Raw genomic sequence first — 16,031 nt, 5'->3', positions numbered from 1 at the left:
GAAATTCTGGTGCTACGATTTGTCGCAGAGCTGGAGTTTCAGGAGATCGCAGACATCATGCATATGGGCTTGAGTGCAACAAAAATGCGGTACAAACGCGCTCTAGATAAATTGCGTGAGAAATTTGCAGGCATTGCTGAAACTTAGTTCGGCGCAAATATCTCTTACGTGTAGGCAAGTTCTGATAGACTTGCCGCCGAGTTGTCCCCCGGTTTGCGGGACTGCTTCACAATCACCAGATGGGGATTTAACGGATGAAACTGAAAAACACCTTGGGCTTGGCCATTGGTTCTCTTATTGCCGCCACTTCGTTCGGCGCTCTGGCACAGGGCCAAGGCGCAGTTGAAATCGAAGGCTTCGCAAAGAAAGAGTACTTTGACAGCACTCGCAACTTCAAAAACGACGGCAACCTGTTCGGTGGTTCGGTTGGTTACTTCCTGACCGACGACGTTGAACTGCGTCTGGCCTACGACGAAGTGCATAACGTACGTGCCGACGACGGCAAGAACGTGAAGGGCGCTAACACCGCTCTGGACGCTCTGTACCACTTCAACAACCCAGGCGACATGCTGCGTCCTTACGTCTCGGCCGGTTTCTCCGACCAGAGCATCGACCAGAACGGTTCGAACGGTCGTGACCGTTCCACCTTCGCCAACGTTGGTGGCGGCGCCAAGCTGTACTTCACCGACAACTTCTACGCCCGTGCCGGCGTTGAAGCTCAGTACAACATCGACCAGGGCAACACCGAGTGGGCTCCTAGCGTCGGTATCGGTGTGAACTTCGGTGGCGGCTCCAAGCCTGCTGCTGCTCCAGTTCCAGCACCAGCTGAAGTTTGCTCCGACAGCGACAACGATGGCGTTTGCGACAACGTTGACAAGTGCCCTGACACCCCAGCCAACGTAACTGTTGACGCTGATGGCTGCCCAGCAGTTGCTGAAGTTGTACGTGTTGAGCTGGACGTGAAATTCGACTTCGACAAGTCGGTAGTCAAGCCAAACAGCTACGGCGACATCAAGAACCTGGCTGACTTCATGAAGCAGTACCCATCCACCACCACTACTGTTGAAGGTCACACTGACTCCGTCGGTCCTGACGCTTACAACCAGAAACTGTCCGAGCGTCGTGCAAACGCCGTTAAGCAAGTTCTGACCAACCAGTACGGTGTTGAATCGTCCCGCGTTCAGTCTGTTGGCTACGGCGAATCCCGCCCAGTTGCTGACAACAAGACTGAAGATGGTCGCGCTGTAAACCGTCGCGTAGAAGCGCAGGTTGAAGCTCAAGCTAAGTAATTAGCCCGCAGCTGCGAGAAAAGCCCGGCTCAGGCCGGGCTTTTCTTTGTCTGCGATTTGGTCGGAGCGGAGTAAGTCGGGGGATTCAGGCCAGTCCATCGGCTGTGATCGCGGGGAAATCGCAGTCTTGCACGGCACGGGCCGCCACGCTGCCGATCACCAGGATCGCCGGGCTCTTCAGTTCGAAACGACGGGCATCTTCCTCCATTGCTGCCAGATCACTGCGACATTCGCGCTGATGGGGCAACGAGGCGTTTTCAATCATTGCCACTGGCGTGTTTACCGCCATGCCTCCGGCCAGCAGTTGCTGGCGAATTTCACTGAGCTTGGCCACACCCATGTAAATCACCAGCGTCGTACCGCCCTGGGCCAGTGCCTGCCAGTTCAGGCTGCTGCCGTCTTGCGTGTGCGCGGTGACCAGTGTCACCCCGCGCGCTACACCGCGTAGCGTCAACGGGATATCGCATTGCGTGGCGCCAGCGAGCCCGGCCGTGATGCCGTTGACCAGTTCCACCTCAACCCCGCGCTCACGCAGCCACTGCGCTTCTTCACCGCCGCGTCCGAAAATGCACGGATCACCCCCCTTGAGTCGCACCACGCATTTACCCTGACGCGCGTAACGCAGCATCAAGCGATGAATGAACGCTTGCGGCGTGGACCGGCATCCGCCGCGTTTACCCACGGGAATGATTCGCGCCTGCTGGCAATGTTCGAGGACCGCGGCATTCACCAGGTCATCGATCAGCACCACATCCGCTTCCCTCAGTGCCCTTGCAGCCTTGAGAGTCAACAGTTCCGGATCACCCGGGCCCGCGCCCACCAGCCAGACTTTTGCGCTCATCGTGTGTTCCTCAGTTGAAATCAGCCATGAAATACCGCAAACAACAGCACCAGATTCGCCAGCAGCGACATCAGCGCCAACGACCGCCACACCTTCAGCGGTTCGCGTTCCAGCAGCGGGCGAGGGCGCACATTCAAGCTGTGCCGCTCGCCTTGTTCGATCAGCAGCAGCCATTCCTCCGCCGTTTCAAAACGTTGACCAGGATCGGCGGCAACCGCGCGTTCCAGGCTTTGTGTCATCCATTCCGGCAGATCGGGGCGATAGCGGCTGGCGCTGACTGGCCTGCCGAACCGTGGTCGTTGGAACGCTTCGATTTCGCCATAGGGAAAATGCCCGGTCAGCAGATAAAACAACGTCACGCCGACCGCATACAGGTCCTGTTGCGGTGTCGGCGGTTCGCCGCGAAATGCTTCCGGCGCAATGAAACTGGGCGTTCCGGGAAGAGCAGCGGGCTGGTCTTCAGACAGGCCGGGACAGAAGGCGAGGCCGAAGTCCAGCAAGCGCAGTTCGCCGTCGTCACTGAGCAGCAGGTTTTCCGGTTTGATATCGCGGTGGAAAATCTGCCGTCGGTGCAACATTCCGAGCGCTTTGAGCAGGCGTTCAGCCAGGTCCTGCCACTGAGCCAGCGGCAGTGGTCCGGTCTGCGAATGCAGTTGCGCCAGGGTCGTCCCGGAGTATTCGCGCATCACGTAGTACAAATGCTGACGCTGGCTGGCGGCATGCACCTCAGGAAAATGCCGACCGGCCACGCGTTTGAGAAACCATTCCTCCGACAGCAAGGCTTGCCCGGCCTGGTGATCGTCGTGCAGATGGCCGGGCAAGGTTTTCAACAGCCACGGTTGTTGCTGGCTGTCACGCACGCGATAAAGCAACGACTGCTGGCTCTGGCCCAGTATCCCTTCCACTTGCCAGCCTTCGAACGGCTGTCCAGGCTTCAGCGGTGGCGGCAGGGGCCATTGCTGCAGGTGAATCAAGGCATCACCGATACTGCTTTCACCGAGGCCATCGACCCGCACCAGCAGGGCACTGGCGTTGTCTTGGCTGCCGGCCAGATGCGCTGCATGAACCAGCGTCTGCGCGGCGCTATCGAGGTCCGGCTGATCACGCAGGATCGCAGCAATGGCGGTGTCGCCCAGGACCGCCCAGATCCCGTCGCTGAGCAGCACGAAGCTCTCATCAAGGCGCAATTCACCGTCGAGGAAATCCAGCACCAGGTGTTGATCCAGTCCAAGTGCCCGCTTGAGCACATGCTGCATGCCCGGCTGATCCCAGACGTGATCCTCGCTGATGCGCTGCAATTGATCGGCGTGCCAGCGATACACCCGGCAATCACCGACGTGAGCCAGGGTAAATCGCCTGCCACGCAGCACCAGGGCGCTCACAGTGGTCAATAGCGGTTGTCCGCCACCGTTGGCCTGCAGCCAGCGGTTTTGCGCCAGCAGCAGGCGATCAAGGGCTTGTGCGACGCCCCAGGTTTCCGGGGTGGCGTAGTAGTCCAGCGCCAGCGCCTGCAATGTCGAACGGGCGGCCAGGCCACCATCGGCGCACTGGCTGACGCCGTCGGCGATGGCGAACAGGTAGCCCTTGCTCGCCGCCAGTGCCGGGGCGGGCGTCACCAGACGCAAGGCGTCCTGATTCTCTTCGCGAGGGCCGGTGGCGCTGGCTTCAGCGAAGCTCAATTGCAGGCTCATTTAAGGCCTCAAACCCGCGCAGCGGTCACGGCTGCCGAACCCCAGGTGGTTCTCCAGCGACGTTTCACGCCGTGCAGGCCAAACCACGCGAGCACCGCCAGGCTGGCGAACAGCCACAATGCCAGCTGGTAACTGCCGGTGCTTTGTTTGATTGCGCCCATGCCTGCTGCCAAGGCAAAACCACCGATGCCGCCAGCCATGCCGATCAGACCGGTCATAACCCCGATTTCGCGGCGAAAACGCTGAGGGACCAACTGGAAAACCGCACCGTTGCCTGCACCCAGGCCAAGCATGGTGCAGACGAAAAGCGCCAGGGCGGCATAGGAGCTTGGCAAATTGAAGCCGACGGCCGCAATGCAGATCGCCGCCACGGTGTACATCCCCAGCAAGGTGCGGATGCCACCGAAGCGATCCGCCAGAGCACCGCCCAGCGGACGCATCAGACTGCCACCGAATACGCAGGCGGCGGTGTAGTAACCCGCGGTGACCGGGTTCAGGCCGTATTGGTCGTTGAAGTAGCCGGGCAGTGCGCTGGCCAGGCCGATGAAACCGCCGAAGGTCACGCTGTAGAAGAACATGAACCACCAGCTGTCGCGGTCGCCCAGGGCCTTGAAGTAATCGGCCATTGACTTGGCTTTGGGCCGTTCAGGGGCATTCTTGGCCAGCCAGGCGAAGACGATCAGTGTCAGGATCAACGGGATCAGGGCGAAGCCGAACACGTTGCTCCAGCCAAACGCCGCTGCCAGCACCGGCGCAATCAGCGCGGCAAGGACGGTGCCCGAGTTGCCCGCACCCGCGATGCCCATGGCTTTGCCCTGGTGCTGCGGCGGGTACCATTGCGACGCCAGAGGCAGGGCCACGGCGAAGGACGCGCCGGCCATGCCGAGGAACAGTCCCAGCAGCAGCGCTTGCTCGTAACTGTGGATGCCGAGTTTCCAGGCACCGAACAGGGCGCAGATGACGATCACCTGCCCGATCAGGCCAGCGGTTTTGGGTGACAGGCGATCAGCCAGCATGCCCATCGCAAATCGCAGCACGGCACCGGCCAGAATAGGCGTAGCCACGACCAGACCGCGTTGTTGGGTGGTCAGGTGCAAGTCACCGGCGATCTGCACTGCCAGGGGGCCGAGCAGGTACCAGACCATGAAACTCAGGTCGAAGTAGAGGAACGCCGCGAACAGGGTTGGGGTATGGCCGGATTTCCAGAAGCTTGAATTCATCGCGCACCTCAGCTGATAGGAGTCTCGAACGGGAGCCAAAACAAAAAAACGCCGCCACCTGATTCGCCGGGAGGCAAATACGGTGAGCGACGTCTTTGTCGTAGATTGGGCAACCGCCGTTGGTTACCTGTGGGATTTACTTAGCGAGATCTGTGCCAACAAGTCGTTTTTGTGGCGAGGGAGCTTGCTCCCGCTCGGTGTTGAAGCCGTCTTGAATCCTGTGACCGAGTTGTGCCTGATTCACTGAAATCGCAGGTTTTGGGGACCGCTACGCAGCCCAGCGGGAGCAAGCTCCCTCGCCACGGTGATCGTGTCAGCCGAGCAGTTCACTCATCGCGATAATCTGCTCCGCCACCTGAATCAGCTTCTGCTGGCGGCTCATGGCCTGGCGGCGCATCAGGGTGTAGGCCTCTTCCTCGTTGCAGTCCTTCATTTTCATCAGCAGCCCTTTGGCCAGTTCGATGCGCTTGCGCTCGGCCAGTTGCTGATCGCGGGCGTGCAGTTGGGCGCGCAGGGCCTGGTCACTTTCGAAGCGGGCCATGGCCACATCCAGAATCGGCTGCAAGCGTTGGGCATGGATGCCCTCGACGATGTAGGCGCTGACCCCGGACTTGATCGCCTGGCGCATCACGCCGGGGTCGTGCTCGTCGGTAAACATCACGATGGGGCGTGGCTGGTCCCGGCTGACGAGCACCACTTGTTCCATGACATCGCGGCTCGGTGACTCGGTATCGATCAGAATCACGTCCGGACGCACCGTTTCGACGCGTTCGGGCAGGTCGATGGTCAGGCCTGACTCGTCGATGACCTCGAAGCCGGCTTCGGTGAGGGCCGCTTTCAGGCGTCCGACTTTTTTCGCGGTATCGTTGATCAGCAGGATACGCAACATGTTCGCAGTCTCCTGTCAGCAGTTGGCGAGTCGGGGCGAGTTGTCGCTCATGGCGTGCAGTTTGAAGCTGCGCGCATAGCCGGCGGGGTCCGAACCGTTCCAGACCTTGCCATCGATCAACTGGCTGCTACGCATCTCTTTGCCCAGCGATGCGACACCGACGGCGCTGGCGGCCTCACGGTACAAGTCCAGTTGCTGAACCTGACGGGCTATCGCGAGGTAATCCGGGTCATCGCGCAACAGCCCCCAGCGACGGAACTGGGTCATGAACCACATGCCATCGGACAGATACGGCAAGTTCACTTCACCGTCACCATGAAAGCGCATGGCGTGCGGGTCGTGCCAGCGATTGCCCAGGCCGTCGTCATAGTCGCCCAGCAGACGCGGTTCGATGCATGCCAGTGGGGCGTCGAGGTACTGTGGCGCGCTGAGCAATTGCGCAGTGCTGCGGCGGTTTTCGAGACTGTCTTCGATAAAACGACTGGCTTCCAGGATGGCCATCACCAGTGCCCGGGCGGTGTTGGGGTATTGCTCGACGAAGGCGCGGGTGCAGCCTAGGACTTTTTCCGGATGATCGGGCCAGATCGTCTGGGTGGTCGCCAGGGTAAAACCGAGGTCCTGTTGCACGGCGCTGGCGGACCAGGGCTCGCCGACGCAGAAACCGTCGATGCGTCCCGCCTGCAGGTGCGCGACCATTTGCGGCGGTGGTACCACCACACTGTCGACCTCCAGCAACGGATGAATGCCCTGGCTGGCGAGCCAGTAATACAGCCACATGGCATGGGTGCCAGTGGGAAAGGTCTGGGCGAACGTCAATTTTGGGCGAGTTTGGTGCACGTGCCGGTGAAGTGCCTCAGGACCGGTCACGCCAAGGCCCTGCAAGCCATGGGAGAGGTTGATGCTCTGGCCGTTCTGGTTCAGGCCCATGAGCACGGCCATGTCGGTCGCTGCCACGCCGCCTATACCCAGGTGCACGGCGTAGATCAGACCGTACAGGCTGTGGGCGGCATCGAGTTCACCGCTCACCAGTTTGTCCCGCAGGTTGGCCCACGACGACTGGCGCTTGAGGTTCAGGGTCAAGCCGTAAGGTTGGGCGAAGCCCTGAGTCGCGGCGACAACCACCGAGGCGCAGTCGCTCAAGGCCATGAAGCCGAGGTTGATTTCGGTCTTTTCCGGGGCATCGCTGCCATTGACCCAGGCCAGAGGGCCGGCTGATGGTTCGTTCATCGATTTCGCACCTTCAAAAAAAACGTCGTCCCAGACCTGGTACCCGCAAGGCCGCGTGACGACGTCGTTGTCCTTGCACGCATTCCGCCGTTGGCCTGCGTGCTGATGCTTCGATGGGTGCAAGGCATATGCCATCCCGGGATTCACGGCAAAGAGATCGCCCGCCAACCTCAACCCCGGCTATAATCGCCGCCTCATTTCGCCGCCAATCGAGTCAAATCCGCCCATGTACACCCTGGCCCGTCAGCTGTTGTTCAAACTTTCCCCGGAAACCTCCCACGATCTGTCCCTGGACCTGATCGGCGCGGGCGGACGTTTGGGCCTTAACGGCTTGCTGTGCAAGGCACCGGCGAAGATGCCGGTCAACGTCATGGGCCTGGATTTTCCGAATCCGGTGGGGCTGGCCGCCGGCCTGGACAAAAACGGCGCGGCCATTGACGGTTTCGCCCAATTGGGTTTCGGTTTTGTCGAAATAGGCACCATAACCCCGCGTCCGCAACCGGGTAATCCGAAACCACGGATTTTCCGATTGCCGGAAGCCGAGGCCATCATCAACCGCATGGGCTTCAACAACCTTGGCGTCGATCACCTGTTGGCCCGTGTGACAGCCGCCAAGTACAAGGGCGTGCTGGGCATCAACATCGGCAAGAACTTCGATACCCCGGTCGAGCGCGCGGTTGACGATTATCTGATTTGCCTGGACAAGGTCTATGCCCACGCCAGCTACGTGACGGTCAACGTCAGCTCGCCGAACACACCGGGCCTGCGCAGCCTGCAATTCGGCGATTCGCTCAAGCAACTGTTGGCCGACCTTGCCACGCGTCGCGCTGAACTGGCGCTGCGTCACGGCAAACACGTGCCGCTGGCCATCAAGATCGCCCCGGACATGACTGACGAAGAAACTGCGCAGGTTGCGCAAGCGTTGATCGAAACCGGAATGGACGCGGTCATCGCCACCAATACCACCTTGAGCCGTGTCGGCGTCGAGGGCATGGAGCATGGTGACGAGGCGGGCGGCCTGTCCGGTGCACCGGTTCGCGACAAGAGCACCCACACCGTGAAGGTGTTGGCGGCGGAGTTGGGCGGCCGCCTGCCGATCATTGCTGCCGGTGGCATCACTGAAGGCAAACATGCGGCAGAGAAGATCACTGCCGGTGCGAGCCTGGTGCAGATCTACTCCGGCTTCATCTATAAAGGCCCGGCGCTGATTCGTGAATCCGTAGACGCAATCGCTGCCCTGCGCTGAAGGCTCAAGGGAGCTTTTGTGGCGAGGGAGCTTGCTCCCGCTGCGAAGCAGTCAAATTGATTGAGAACACCGGGTTTACGATTGCTTCGCAACCGGGCGGGAGCAAGCTCCCTCGCCAAAAAAACAGGTTTTCCTTGCTTTGGAGCAAGCATAAAAAAGGGCCCCTTCAAAGGAGCCCCTGGGCCGCAGCCCGCCGTCCGGATGGGACGTGCGTGGTTAATTCAGTACAAAATCAGATTGTCGTGTCGGAGTGTTGTGCCCTGTAATTAGCCGACGGCGTGAAGTTCGTTGAGTCTGTGGATTCCCGCAGTGCCGGTCATACCGTCCCAGTTGTCGCCGCGTCCTTCTCGCCAGCCGTTAATCCAGGCTTGACGTACCGACGGTAGAGTAAATGGGCAAAGCTCACGGGATTTGCCACCAACGCCATATTGATATCCGCGCAAAAATGCTCTTTCCAACGGATCACGCTTAAGTCTTCTCATAGGGTGTTGCCCTCACTTGTTGACTGTATTTATCGCGTCGACCTCAATTGAGGTCTGGCAGAAAAACTCTGCCGTTGGGGGCTCGTTGCCGGCGTGACGAGCCAAGGTGTTGGCGCCATTGCGGTGCCAACCTGAGTTGAGTTCTAACCAATGCGTCACATCGAGGGAATGATCGTTTTGTCATAAGGACGTAACTGTTCATGTGCTAAGGCCATAAGTAACCGCATGTTAGCTGGGTATTTTTCAGGTAAACCCCGGTATGATCGGCCCCGCACAGCATGATCAGGTTAATCCTTTGGTGAGAATGCCTCCCGTTGCCGGGAAGCACTATTCGACGAAGGGTCGACTTATGTCATTTTGTTGCATCAACTTTTTTATCTGTCCTTGCATCTAAGCTCATTTAACCCGGGCAGCAGGGGTGGAACGGCACACCTTCGTGCCACGCGGGCGCTCTTCGAGAAAAGCGCCTGATTGAAAACCGGTCCGGCAATGCGTTGTCGGGCCACTCAGCCAAAGGCTCCGAATTCTCATGTCCGATCGTTTCGAACTCTTCCTCACTTGCCCAAAAGGCCTTGAAGGCCTGCTCATCGAGGAAGCCGTCGGGCTTGGCCTTGAGGAAGCACGTGAGCACACCTCTGCCGTGCGCGGCATGGCCACCATGGAAACCGCTTATCGCCTGTGCCTGTGGTCGCGCCTGGCCAACCGGGTATTGCTGGTGCTCAAGCGTTTCCCGATGAAAGACGCCGAGGACCTCTACCACGGCGTGCTCGACATCGAGTGGCAAGACCACATGCTCAATGACGGCACCCTGGCCGTCGAATTCAGTGGTCACGGCTCGGGCATCGACAACACCCACTTCGGTGCCTTGAAGGTCAAGGATGCCATCGTCGACAAACTGCGCACCCCGCAGGGCGACCGTCCATCCATCGACAAACTCAACCCGGACCTGCGCATTCACCTGCGCCTGGATCGCGGCGAAGCGATCCTTTCCCTCGACCTCTCCGGCCACAGCCTGCACCAGCGCGGCTATCGCCTGCAGCAAGGCGCGGCGCCGCTGAAGGAAAACCTCGCGGCCGCCATCCTGATCCGTTCCGGCTGGCCACGTATCGCAGCGCAAGGTGGCGCACTGGCTGACCCGATGTGCGGTGTCGGTACCTTTCTGGTGGAAGCGGCGATGATCGCTGCTGACATCGCGCCGAACCTGCGTCGCGAGCAGTGGGGATTCACCGCCTGGCTGGGTCACGTACCGGCGCTGTGGAAAAAGCTCCATGAAGAGGCGTCCGAACGCGCCGCTGCCGGTCTGGCCAAGCCGCCGTTGTGGATTCGCGGTTACGAAGCCGACCCGCGCCTGATTCAGCCGGGCCGCAACAACGTCGAGCGTGCCGGCCTCAGCGAGTGGATCAAGATCTATCAGGGCGAAGTCGCGACTTTCGAGCCGCGTCCGGATCAAAACCAGAAAGGCCTGGTGATCTGCAACCCTCCATACGGCGAGCGACTGGGCGACGAGGCGAGCCTGCTCTACCTTTACCAGAACCTCGGCGAGCGTCTGCGTCAGGCCTGCCTGAACTGGGAAGCCGCCGTCTTTACCGGCGCGCCGGATCTGGGCAAGCGCATGGGCATCCGCAGCCACAAGCAGTATTCGTTCTGGAACGGCGCCTTGCCGTGCAAGCTGCTGTTGATCAAGGTGCTGCCCGACCAGTTCGTCACAGGCGAGCGTCGTACCCCGGAACAGCGTCAGGCCGAACGGGAGCAAGCGGCCTATGACGAGGCGCCGAGCGAGCCGCAAGAGCGCAAGTACAACAAAAACGGCAACCCGATCAAACCCGTGCCGGCGCCGGCCCCGGTGGTCGAGCAGCCGCGCCTGAGCGAAGGCGGGCAGATGTTTGCCAATCGCCTGCAAAAAAACCTCAAGGCCTTGGGCAAGTGGGTCAAGCGCGAAGGCATCGACTGCTATCGCGTGTACGATGCCGACATGCCGGAATATTCCATGGCCATCGACCTGTATCACGATTGGGTCCACGTCCAGGAATACGCCGCGCCGAAATCCATCGATCCGGAAAAAGCCTCGGCGCGGATGTTCGATGCCCTGGCCGCCATTCCGCAGGCTTTGAACATCGACAAGAGCCGCGTGGTGGTCAAACGCCGCGAGCGTCAGAGTGGCACCAAGCAATATGAACGCCAGGCGGCTCAGGGCAAGTTCGTCGAGGTCAACGAAGGTGGCGTGAAGCTGTTGGTCAACCTCACCGATTACCTGGATACCGGCCTGTTCCTCGACCACCGTCCTATGCGCATGCGCATTCAGAAAGAGGCGGCCGGCAAGCGCTTCCTCAATCTGTTCTGCTACACCGCCACGGCCAGCGTGCACGCGGCCAAGGGCGGTGCACGCAGCACCACCAGCGTCGACCTGTCGAAAACCTATCTTGACTGGGCGCGTCGCAATCTGTCGCTGAACGGTTTTTCCGACAAGAACCGCCTGGAGCAGGGCGATGTGATGGCCTGGCTGGACGCCAGTCGTGACGAATACGATCTGATCTTCATTGACCCGCCGACATTCTCCAACTCCAAGCGCATGGAAGGGATTTTCGACGTGCAACGCGATCAGGTGCAGTTGATCGATCTGGCGATGGCTCGGCTGGCGCCGGGCGGGGTGTTGTACTTCTCCAACAACTTCCGCAAGTTCGAGCTGGAGCCCAACCTCAGCGAGCGCTACGCGGTCGAAGAGATTACCGCCCAGACCATCGATCCGGATTTTTCCCGCAACGCCAAGATTCACCGCGCCTGGAAAATCACGGCCCGTTGATATCTGAAGGGGTTGGATCCACAGAGCCTTGATTTTAAAAGGCTCTGTGGATTCTTTCTGTACTGGTCAAATTAGTGGCTAATAGCTATAACTCAACTCAGGGCCAAAGGGCTTTCCCGCACCTGGCGTTTTGAGTTGCGTTTATGTCGTTGCACGCCGTGCGCCCAAAAATCCTGGGTTTTATCAGCGAAGATGTCTCGGCCTGGCTGGTCGCGCTTCTGGTTTTGCTTGTCGGCGGGATTCTCACGGGCTTGCTGGCATGGTCGACCCTCAATCTGTTTCACCAGCAATTGCGGCAACGCTTCCAACTGCTGGCCAGTGAGCGTTATAGCCGTATCGAAGAACGCTTCCAAGATCAGGAGCAGCGCCTCGACGGCCTGCGCCGGTTCTTTGCCAACTCCGATTCGGTCTCCCGAGAGGAGTTCAATGGCTATACCCAACCGTTATTGCACCGGACCCAGGCGTACTCGTTTGCGCAACGGGTGAGCCGTGACGAACGTGCAGCGTTCGAACGCCGTGTTCGTGATGAAGGCTTGAGCAGTTTTGCTTTTCGCGAGCTCAACGCCGACGGCCAGTTGCAACTGGCTGGCGAGCGGGACGAGTACGTGGTGGTGCTGTTCAGCCAGACGCAAAGCAAACTCGGTGCGCCGCTCGGTTACGATTTGCTGGCCCAGCCGTTGCGTCGTGCCACATTGCAGCGAGCGGACCAGAGTGGCCAGATGGCCGTCTCGCAACCGATGCATCTGGTGAGTATCGAGCCGGCGTATGCGCGGGGCGTGCTGCTGGTCGCTCCGGTCATGTCGGGCAACAGTCCGACGACGACCAAACCATTCGGTTATGTCATGGCCGTGATCAGCATGCGCCAATTGCTGGCGGACGGCTTGCCGGAAGCGGGGCGTGACTATCTGTCAGTGCGTATTCTCGATCTGTCCATCGATGATCAGCATGAAGTGCTGTATGAATCGCCAAACACAGCGGCCGTCAGCGAGTTGTCGGCGACCCGGCTGTTGCGAATGGCCGATCATGATTACCAGGTCGACATCCAGCCCAGCGAAGCGTTTCTCAAGGCCAACCACTCATCGGTGACCACGCTGGTGGTGCTCGGTGGTTCGCTCAGCATGCTGCTCAGTGCCTTGCTATACGTACTGGTCAGCCAGCGGCAGCGAGCGCTGAAGATGGTTGAGCAAAGGACCGAAGAGTTGCGCGCTCGGGAGCAGGAACTGCGTGGCACCCACGGCCAGTTGCGCGGCGTGCTGAACGCGGCGACCCAGGTGGCGATCATCGCCACGGATTTGCGGGGCGTGATCAGCACCTTTAACGCCGGAGCCGAACAGATGCTCGGCTACACCGCCGCCGAAGTGGTTGGGCACATGACCCTGGAAAACCTGCACTTGCCCCGGGAACTGGCGGCACGCTCGGCAGAACTTAGCGCACGTTTCGGCAAACCGGTCCCGACCTGCCATGCAATGTTGGTCGAGGGCGGCGAAGGCACCGGGCACGAGGCGCGGGAATGGACGCTGGTGCGGGGGGACGGCAGCCATTTGATCGTCAACATGCTGGCGACTCCGGTGCTTGATGAGCAAGGGCTGTGGGTCGGCCATCTGGCGGTGTGCATCGATATCACCGAACGCAAACGCGTGCATGAAGCCCTCGCAGCGCGGGACTTGTTATTGAAGAAACTCAGTGCCCATGTGCCCGGCGGCATCTATCAATTCAAGATGGAATTCGACGGACGCTTCAGCGTCATCTATGCCAGCGATGGCATTCGTGAAATCTACGAGCTCGAACCGGACGTTTTGCTACTCAATGCCGAAGCGATCTTCACGCGCATCCATCCCCAGGACACCACCCGTGTGCGCGCCTCCATTCGCGCTTCGGCGGACACCCTCAGCCCTTGGCGCGAGGAGTATCGCGTGCAGCTGCCACAGCGCGGTTTGCGTTGGGTACGCGGCGAGGCGACGCCGGAAGAGCTGCCCGGCGGCGGCGTGCTCTGGCATGGCTACATCTCGGATATTTCCGACATGAAGCGGGTGGAAGAAGAGCTGCGGGCGCTGTCGATCACCGACTCCCTCACCGGTATTCACAACCGGCGCTATTTCCAGGAGCGTCTGACCACCGAAATGGCCCGGGTCGAGCGTGGTAGCGGCGAACTGTCGGTGATCATGCTCGACATTGACCACTTCAAGCGCATCAATGACCAGCATGGGCATGCCGTGGGTGATCGGGTGTTGCAGATCGTCTGCGAGCGCATTGGCAATCGGCTGCGCCGCACGGATGTATTTTGTCGATTGGGTGGCGAAGAGTTCATGGTGCTGTGCCCGGGCATTAACGGTGAGCACGCGCATGTACTGGCCCTGGAGCTGTGGCAAGGCTTGCGCAGTTCGCCGATCGACGAGGTCGGGATCGTCACTGCGAGTTTCGGGATTGCCAGTTGGCGAGTCGGCGAGGGCGCGGACGCGCTGCTGTTAAGGGCGGACTCGGGGGTGTATGCGGCGAAGCAGGCGGGCAGGGACCGGGTGCAGGGCGAGACGAATTGATATGCGCTGTACGCATACCCTGTAGGAGCCAAGCTTGCTCGCGATGGCGGTCTGTCAGTCACATTTATGTTGAATGTGCTGCCGCTATCGCGAGCAGGTTTTGCTCCTACAGGGAATCTCTGCAGCCTCTGCAGCCGATTAGAGCGCCGAAGCGGTCTGCGCCAGTTTCGGCTGGCGATACAAGTCCAGCAGCACTTGGTCGAGCACCGATGATGCACCGAATGGCGCCTTGTCGTTGAGGATCGCCACGACGGCCCAGGTGTTGCCGTTGACGTCTCGGCTGAAACCGGCGATGGCGCGCACGGTGTTCAGGGTGCCGGTTTTGACGTGGGCTTCGCCGCGCATCGCGGTGGTCTTCAGGCGCTTGCGCATGGTGCCGTCGGTGCCGGCAATCGGCATCGAGCTGATGTACTCGGCGGCGTAAGGGCTGCGCCAGGCGGCCTGCAGCATCGAAGCCATTTCCCGGGCGCTGACGCGTTCGAAACGGGACAGGCCGGAGCCGTTCTCCATCACCAGGTGCGGCGCGGTAATGCCTTTCTTCGCCAGCCACTGGCGTACGACCCGCTGTGCCGCCTTGGCATCGTCACCGTCGGCATCGGTACGGTATTTCTGCCCCAGGCTCAGGAACAGCTGCTGGGCCATGGTGTTGTTACTGTATTTGTTGATATCGCGGATGATTTCCGCCAGATCCGGCGAAAATGCCCGCGCCAGCACTTTGGCGTCTTTCGGCGTTGGCGCCAGCACATCCTTGCCCTGGATGCTGCCGCCCAGTTCTTTCCAGATCGCTCGCACGGCACCGGCCGTGTACGTCGCGTGATCAAGCAGCGACAAGTAAGTCTGTGAACTGCAACCTTCACCCAACTGGCCGCCGACGGTCACCGTCACACTGCCATCGGCCTGGGGCACCGGGTTGTAGCGCACACCGCCGGTACATTGCTTGGAGTTGAGAGCCTTGACCTGATTGTCGATGCGAATGCTGGCAATGGGTGGTTCCACCGAAACCAGCACCTTGCCCGAGTCATTGCGCGCGACAAAGCGCAAGGCCTTCAGGTTGACCAGCAACGCATCGGGTTTGACCAGGAACGGTTTGTTCTCGTCATTGCCGTCGTCATTGAATTCGGGCAATTGCGGTTGCACGAAGAAATTCTTGTCCAGCACCAGATCGCCGGTGACCTGAGTCACGCCGTTGGCGCGCAGGTCACGCATCAACAGCCAGAGTTTTTCCATGTTCAGCTTCGGATCACCACCACCCTTGAGGTAGAGATTGCCATTGAGGATACCGCCGCTGAGGGTGCCGTCGGTGTAGAACTCGGTTTTCCACTGATGGTTCGGGCCGAGCATTTCCAGGGCCGCGTAAGTGGTCACCAGCTTCATGGTCGACGCCGGGTTGACCGATACGTCGGCGTTGAAAATAGTCGGAGTGCCCGGGCCGTTGAGCGGAATCATCACCAGCGACAGGGCGTTGTCCTGCAGCTTGCTGGCCTTGAGGGCTTTTTGGACGTTGGGAGACAAAGAGGTGTTGATCGGGTCAGCGCAAACAGGAAGGGCCAGGGGAAGCAACAGGCCGGCCAGCAATAAAGGACGTAACGATTTGATCATGTGAAATAGAACCCTGCAGCCGAGGGGAAAAAAAACGAGGGCATGAAGATAAATTCCCCCAGTGGTCATGAAAGTGTCGGCATTATGCCCCAAGGCGTCACGGCTTGTGCCGTGCCTTGACCATCCAATCGGCTATTTTTTTACCGGCGGTAGCCCTTGCGGCCCACTGAGTCGGGCAATCGGCGGCTTAAACTGCTAAAGTGCCGGCCG

General features: G+C 60.1%; 12 protein-coding genes. 5 read left to right on the top strand and 7 right to left on the bottom strand.

Features of this window, described 5'->3' with window-relative positions:
* Both D8U18_RS19320 and D8U18_RS19315 read left to right on the top strand, forming a co-directional pair.
* Positions 1-147 (top strand): sigma factor-like helix-turn-helix DNA-binding protein (locus tag D8U18_RS19320; protein ID WP_277752481.1); only part of this gene is annotated, 147 nt, incomplete at its 5' end.
* Between the two features lie 107 nt (positions 148-254).
* On the top strand, positions 255-1,289 hold the full coding sequence (locus D8U18_RS19315) for an OmpA family protein (RefSeq protein ID WP_056856964.1): 1,035 nt from the start codon (positions 255-257) through the stop codon (positions 1,287-1,289).
* Between the two features lie 85 nt (positions 1,290-1,374).
* Here D8U18_RS19315 and cobA read toward each other — a convergent pair whose 3' ends face one another.
* The 5 genes from cobA to D8U18_RS19290 all read right to left on the bottom strand — a co-directional run bounded on the left by cobA (position 1,375) and on the right by D8U18_RS19290 (position 7,157).
* Positions 1,375-2,130: a uroporphyrinogen-III C-methyltransferase gene (gene cobA / locus D8U18_RS19310; protein ID WP_130906142.1), complete on the bottom strand. Its 756-nt coding sequence runs from the start codon at positions 2,128-2,130 to the stop codon at positions 1,375-1,377.
* Between the two features lie 20 nt (positions 2,131-2,150).
* Positions 2,151-3,821: a bifunctional protein-serine/threonine kinase/phosphatase gene (locus D8U18_RS19305; protein ID WP_131108184.1), complete on the bottom strand. Its 1,671-nt coding sequence runs from the start codon at positions 3,819-3,821 to the stop codon at positions 2,151-2,153.
* Between the two features lie 8 nt (positions 3,822-3,829).
* The gene (locus D8U18_RS19300) at positions 3,830-5,041 is read right to left on the bottom strand and encodes a nitrate/nitrite transporter (RefSeq protein ID WP_131108183.1); all 1,212 of its coding nucleotides are present in this window, start codon (positions 5,039-5,041) and stop codon (positions 3,830-3,832) included.
* Positions 5,042-5,354: 313 nt separating this feature from the next.
* Positions 5,355-5,930, bottom strand: coding sequence for an ANTAR domain-containing response regulator (locus D8U18_RS19295; RefSeq protein ID WP_056856968.1), 576 nt, complete (start codon positions 5,928-5,930; stop codon positions 5,355-5,357).
* A 15-nt stretch (positions 5,931-5,945) separates the two neighbouring features.
* Entirely contained in the window at positions 5,946-7,157 is a 1,212-nt protein-coding gene (locus D8U18_RS19290; RefSeq protein WP_131108182.1) for a CmpA/NrtA family ABC transporter substrate-binding protein, read from the bottom strand.
* A gap of 226 nt (positions 7,158-7,383) precedes the next feature.
* On the opposite strand from D8U18_RS19290, the gene D8U18_RS19285 reads away from it, so the two are divergent.
* Positions 7,384-8,403 carry a quinone-dependent dihydroorotate dehydrogenase gene (locus D8U18_RS19285; protein WP_131108181.1) on the top strand — a complete coding sequence of 340 codons (1,020 nt, stop codon included), beginning with the start codon at positions 7,384-7,386 and terminating at the stop codon, positions 8,401-8,403.
* 266 nt (positions 8,404-8,669) lie between these two features.
* On the opposite strand, the gene D8U18_RS19280 is transcribed toward D8U18_RS19285, so the two are convergent.
* Entirely contained in the window at positions 8,670-8,885 is a 216-nt protein-coding gene (locus D8U18_RS19280) for a ribosome modulation factor (RefSeq protein ID WP_003223300.1), read from the bottom strand.
* A gap of 529 nt (positions 8,886-9,414) precedes the next feature.
* On the opposite strand from D8U18_RS19280, the gene rlmKL reads away from it, so the two are divergent.
* On the top strand, positions 9,415-11,685 hold the full coding sequence (gene rlmKL / locus D8U18_RS19275; protein ID WP_130907838.1) for a bifunctional 23S rRNA (guanine(2069)-N(7))-methyltransferase RlmK/23S rRNA (guanine(2445)-N(2))-methyltransferase RlmL: 2,271 nt from the start codon (positions 9,415-9,417) through the stop codon (positions 11,683-11,685).
* A gap of 143 nt (positions 11,686-11,828) precedes the next feature.
* Positions 11,829-14,222: a GGDEF domain-containing protein gene (locus D8U18_RS19270; RefSeq protein ID WP_130906147.1), complete on the top strand. Its 2,394-nt coding sequence runs from the start codon at positions 11,829-11,831 to the stop codon at positions 14,220-14,222.
* A 138-nt stretch (positions 14,223-14,360) separates the two neighbouring features.
* Here the strand turns inward: D8U18_RS19270 and dacB are convergent, their stop codons facing one another.
* Positions 14,361-15,821, bottom strand: coding sequence for a D-alanyl-D-alanine carboxypeptidase/D-alanyl-D-alanine-endopeptidase (gene dacB / locus D8U18_RS19265; protein ID WP_056856972.1), 1,461 nt, complete (start codon positions 15,819-15,821; stop codon positions 14,361-14,363).
* Positions 15,822-16,031: the final 210 nt, after the last annotated feature.

Source organism: Pseudomonas sp. Sample_10, from assembly GCF_004321495.1.
Lineage (GTDB): Bacteria > Pseudomonadota > Gammaproteobacteria > Pseudomonadales > Pseudomonadaceae > Aquipseudomonas.
This window is presented reverse-complemented; position numbering and strand designations above follow the sequence as displayed.

What these genes read in the sequence shown, in the direction of transcription:
- D8U18_RS19315 (WP_056856964.1), top strand. Translation starts at nt 255, where the DNA reads ATGAAACTGAAAAACACCTTGGGCTTGGCCATTGGTTCTCTTATTGCC.
- cobA (WP_130906142.1), bottom strand. Translation starts at nt 2,130, where the DNA reads ATGAGCGCAAAAGTCTGGCTGGTGGGCGCGGGCCCGGGTGATCCGGAA.
- D8U18_RS19305 (WP_131108184.1), bottom strand. Translation starts at nt 3,821, where the DNA reads ATGAGCCTGCAATTGAGCTTCGCTGAAGCCAGCGCCACCGGCCCTCGC.
- D8U18_RS19300 (WP_131108183.1), bottom strand. Translation starts at nt 5,041, where the DNA reads ATGAATTCAAGCTTCTGGAAATCCGGCCATACCCCAACCCTGTTCGCG.
- D8U18_RS19295 (WP_056856968.1), bottom strand. Translation starts at nt 5,930, where the DNA reads ATGTTGCGTATCCTGCTGATCAACGATACCGCGAAAAAAGTCGGACGC.
- D8U18_RS19290 (WP_131108182.1), bottom strand. Translation starts at nt 7,157, where the DNA reads ATGAACGAACCATCAGCCGGCCCTCTGGCCTGGGTCAATGGCAGCGAT.
- D8U18_RS19285 (WP_131108181.1), top strand. Translation starts at nt 7,384, where the DNA reads ATGTACACCCTGGCCCGTCAGCTGTTGTTCAAACTTTCCCCGGAAACC.
- D8U18_RS19280 (WP_003223300.1), bottom strand. Translation starts at nt 8,885, where the DNA reads ATGAGAAGACTTAAGCGTGATCCGTTGGAAAGAGCATTTTTGCGCGGA.
- rlmKL (WP_130907838.1), top strand. Translation starts at nt 9,415, where the DNA reads ATGTCCGATCGTTTCGAACTCTTCCTCACTTGCCCAAAAGGCCTTGAA.
- D8U18_RS19270 (WP_130906147.1), top strand. Translation starts at nt 11,829, where the DNA reads ATGTCGTTGCACGCCGTGCGCCCAAAAATCCTGGGTTTTATCAGCGAA.
- dacB (WP_056856972.1), bottom strand. Translation starts at nt 15,821, where the DNA reads ATGATCAAATCGTTACGTCCTTTATTGCTGGCCGGCCTGTTGCTTCCC.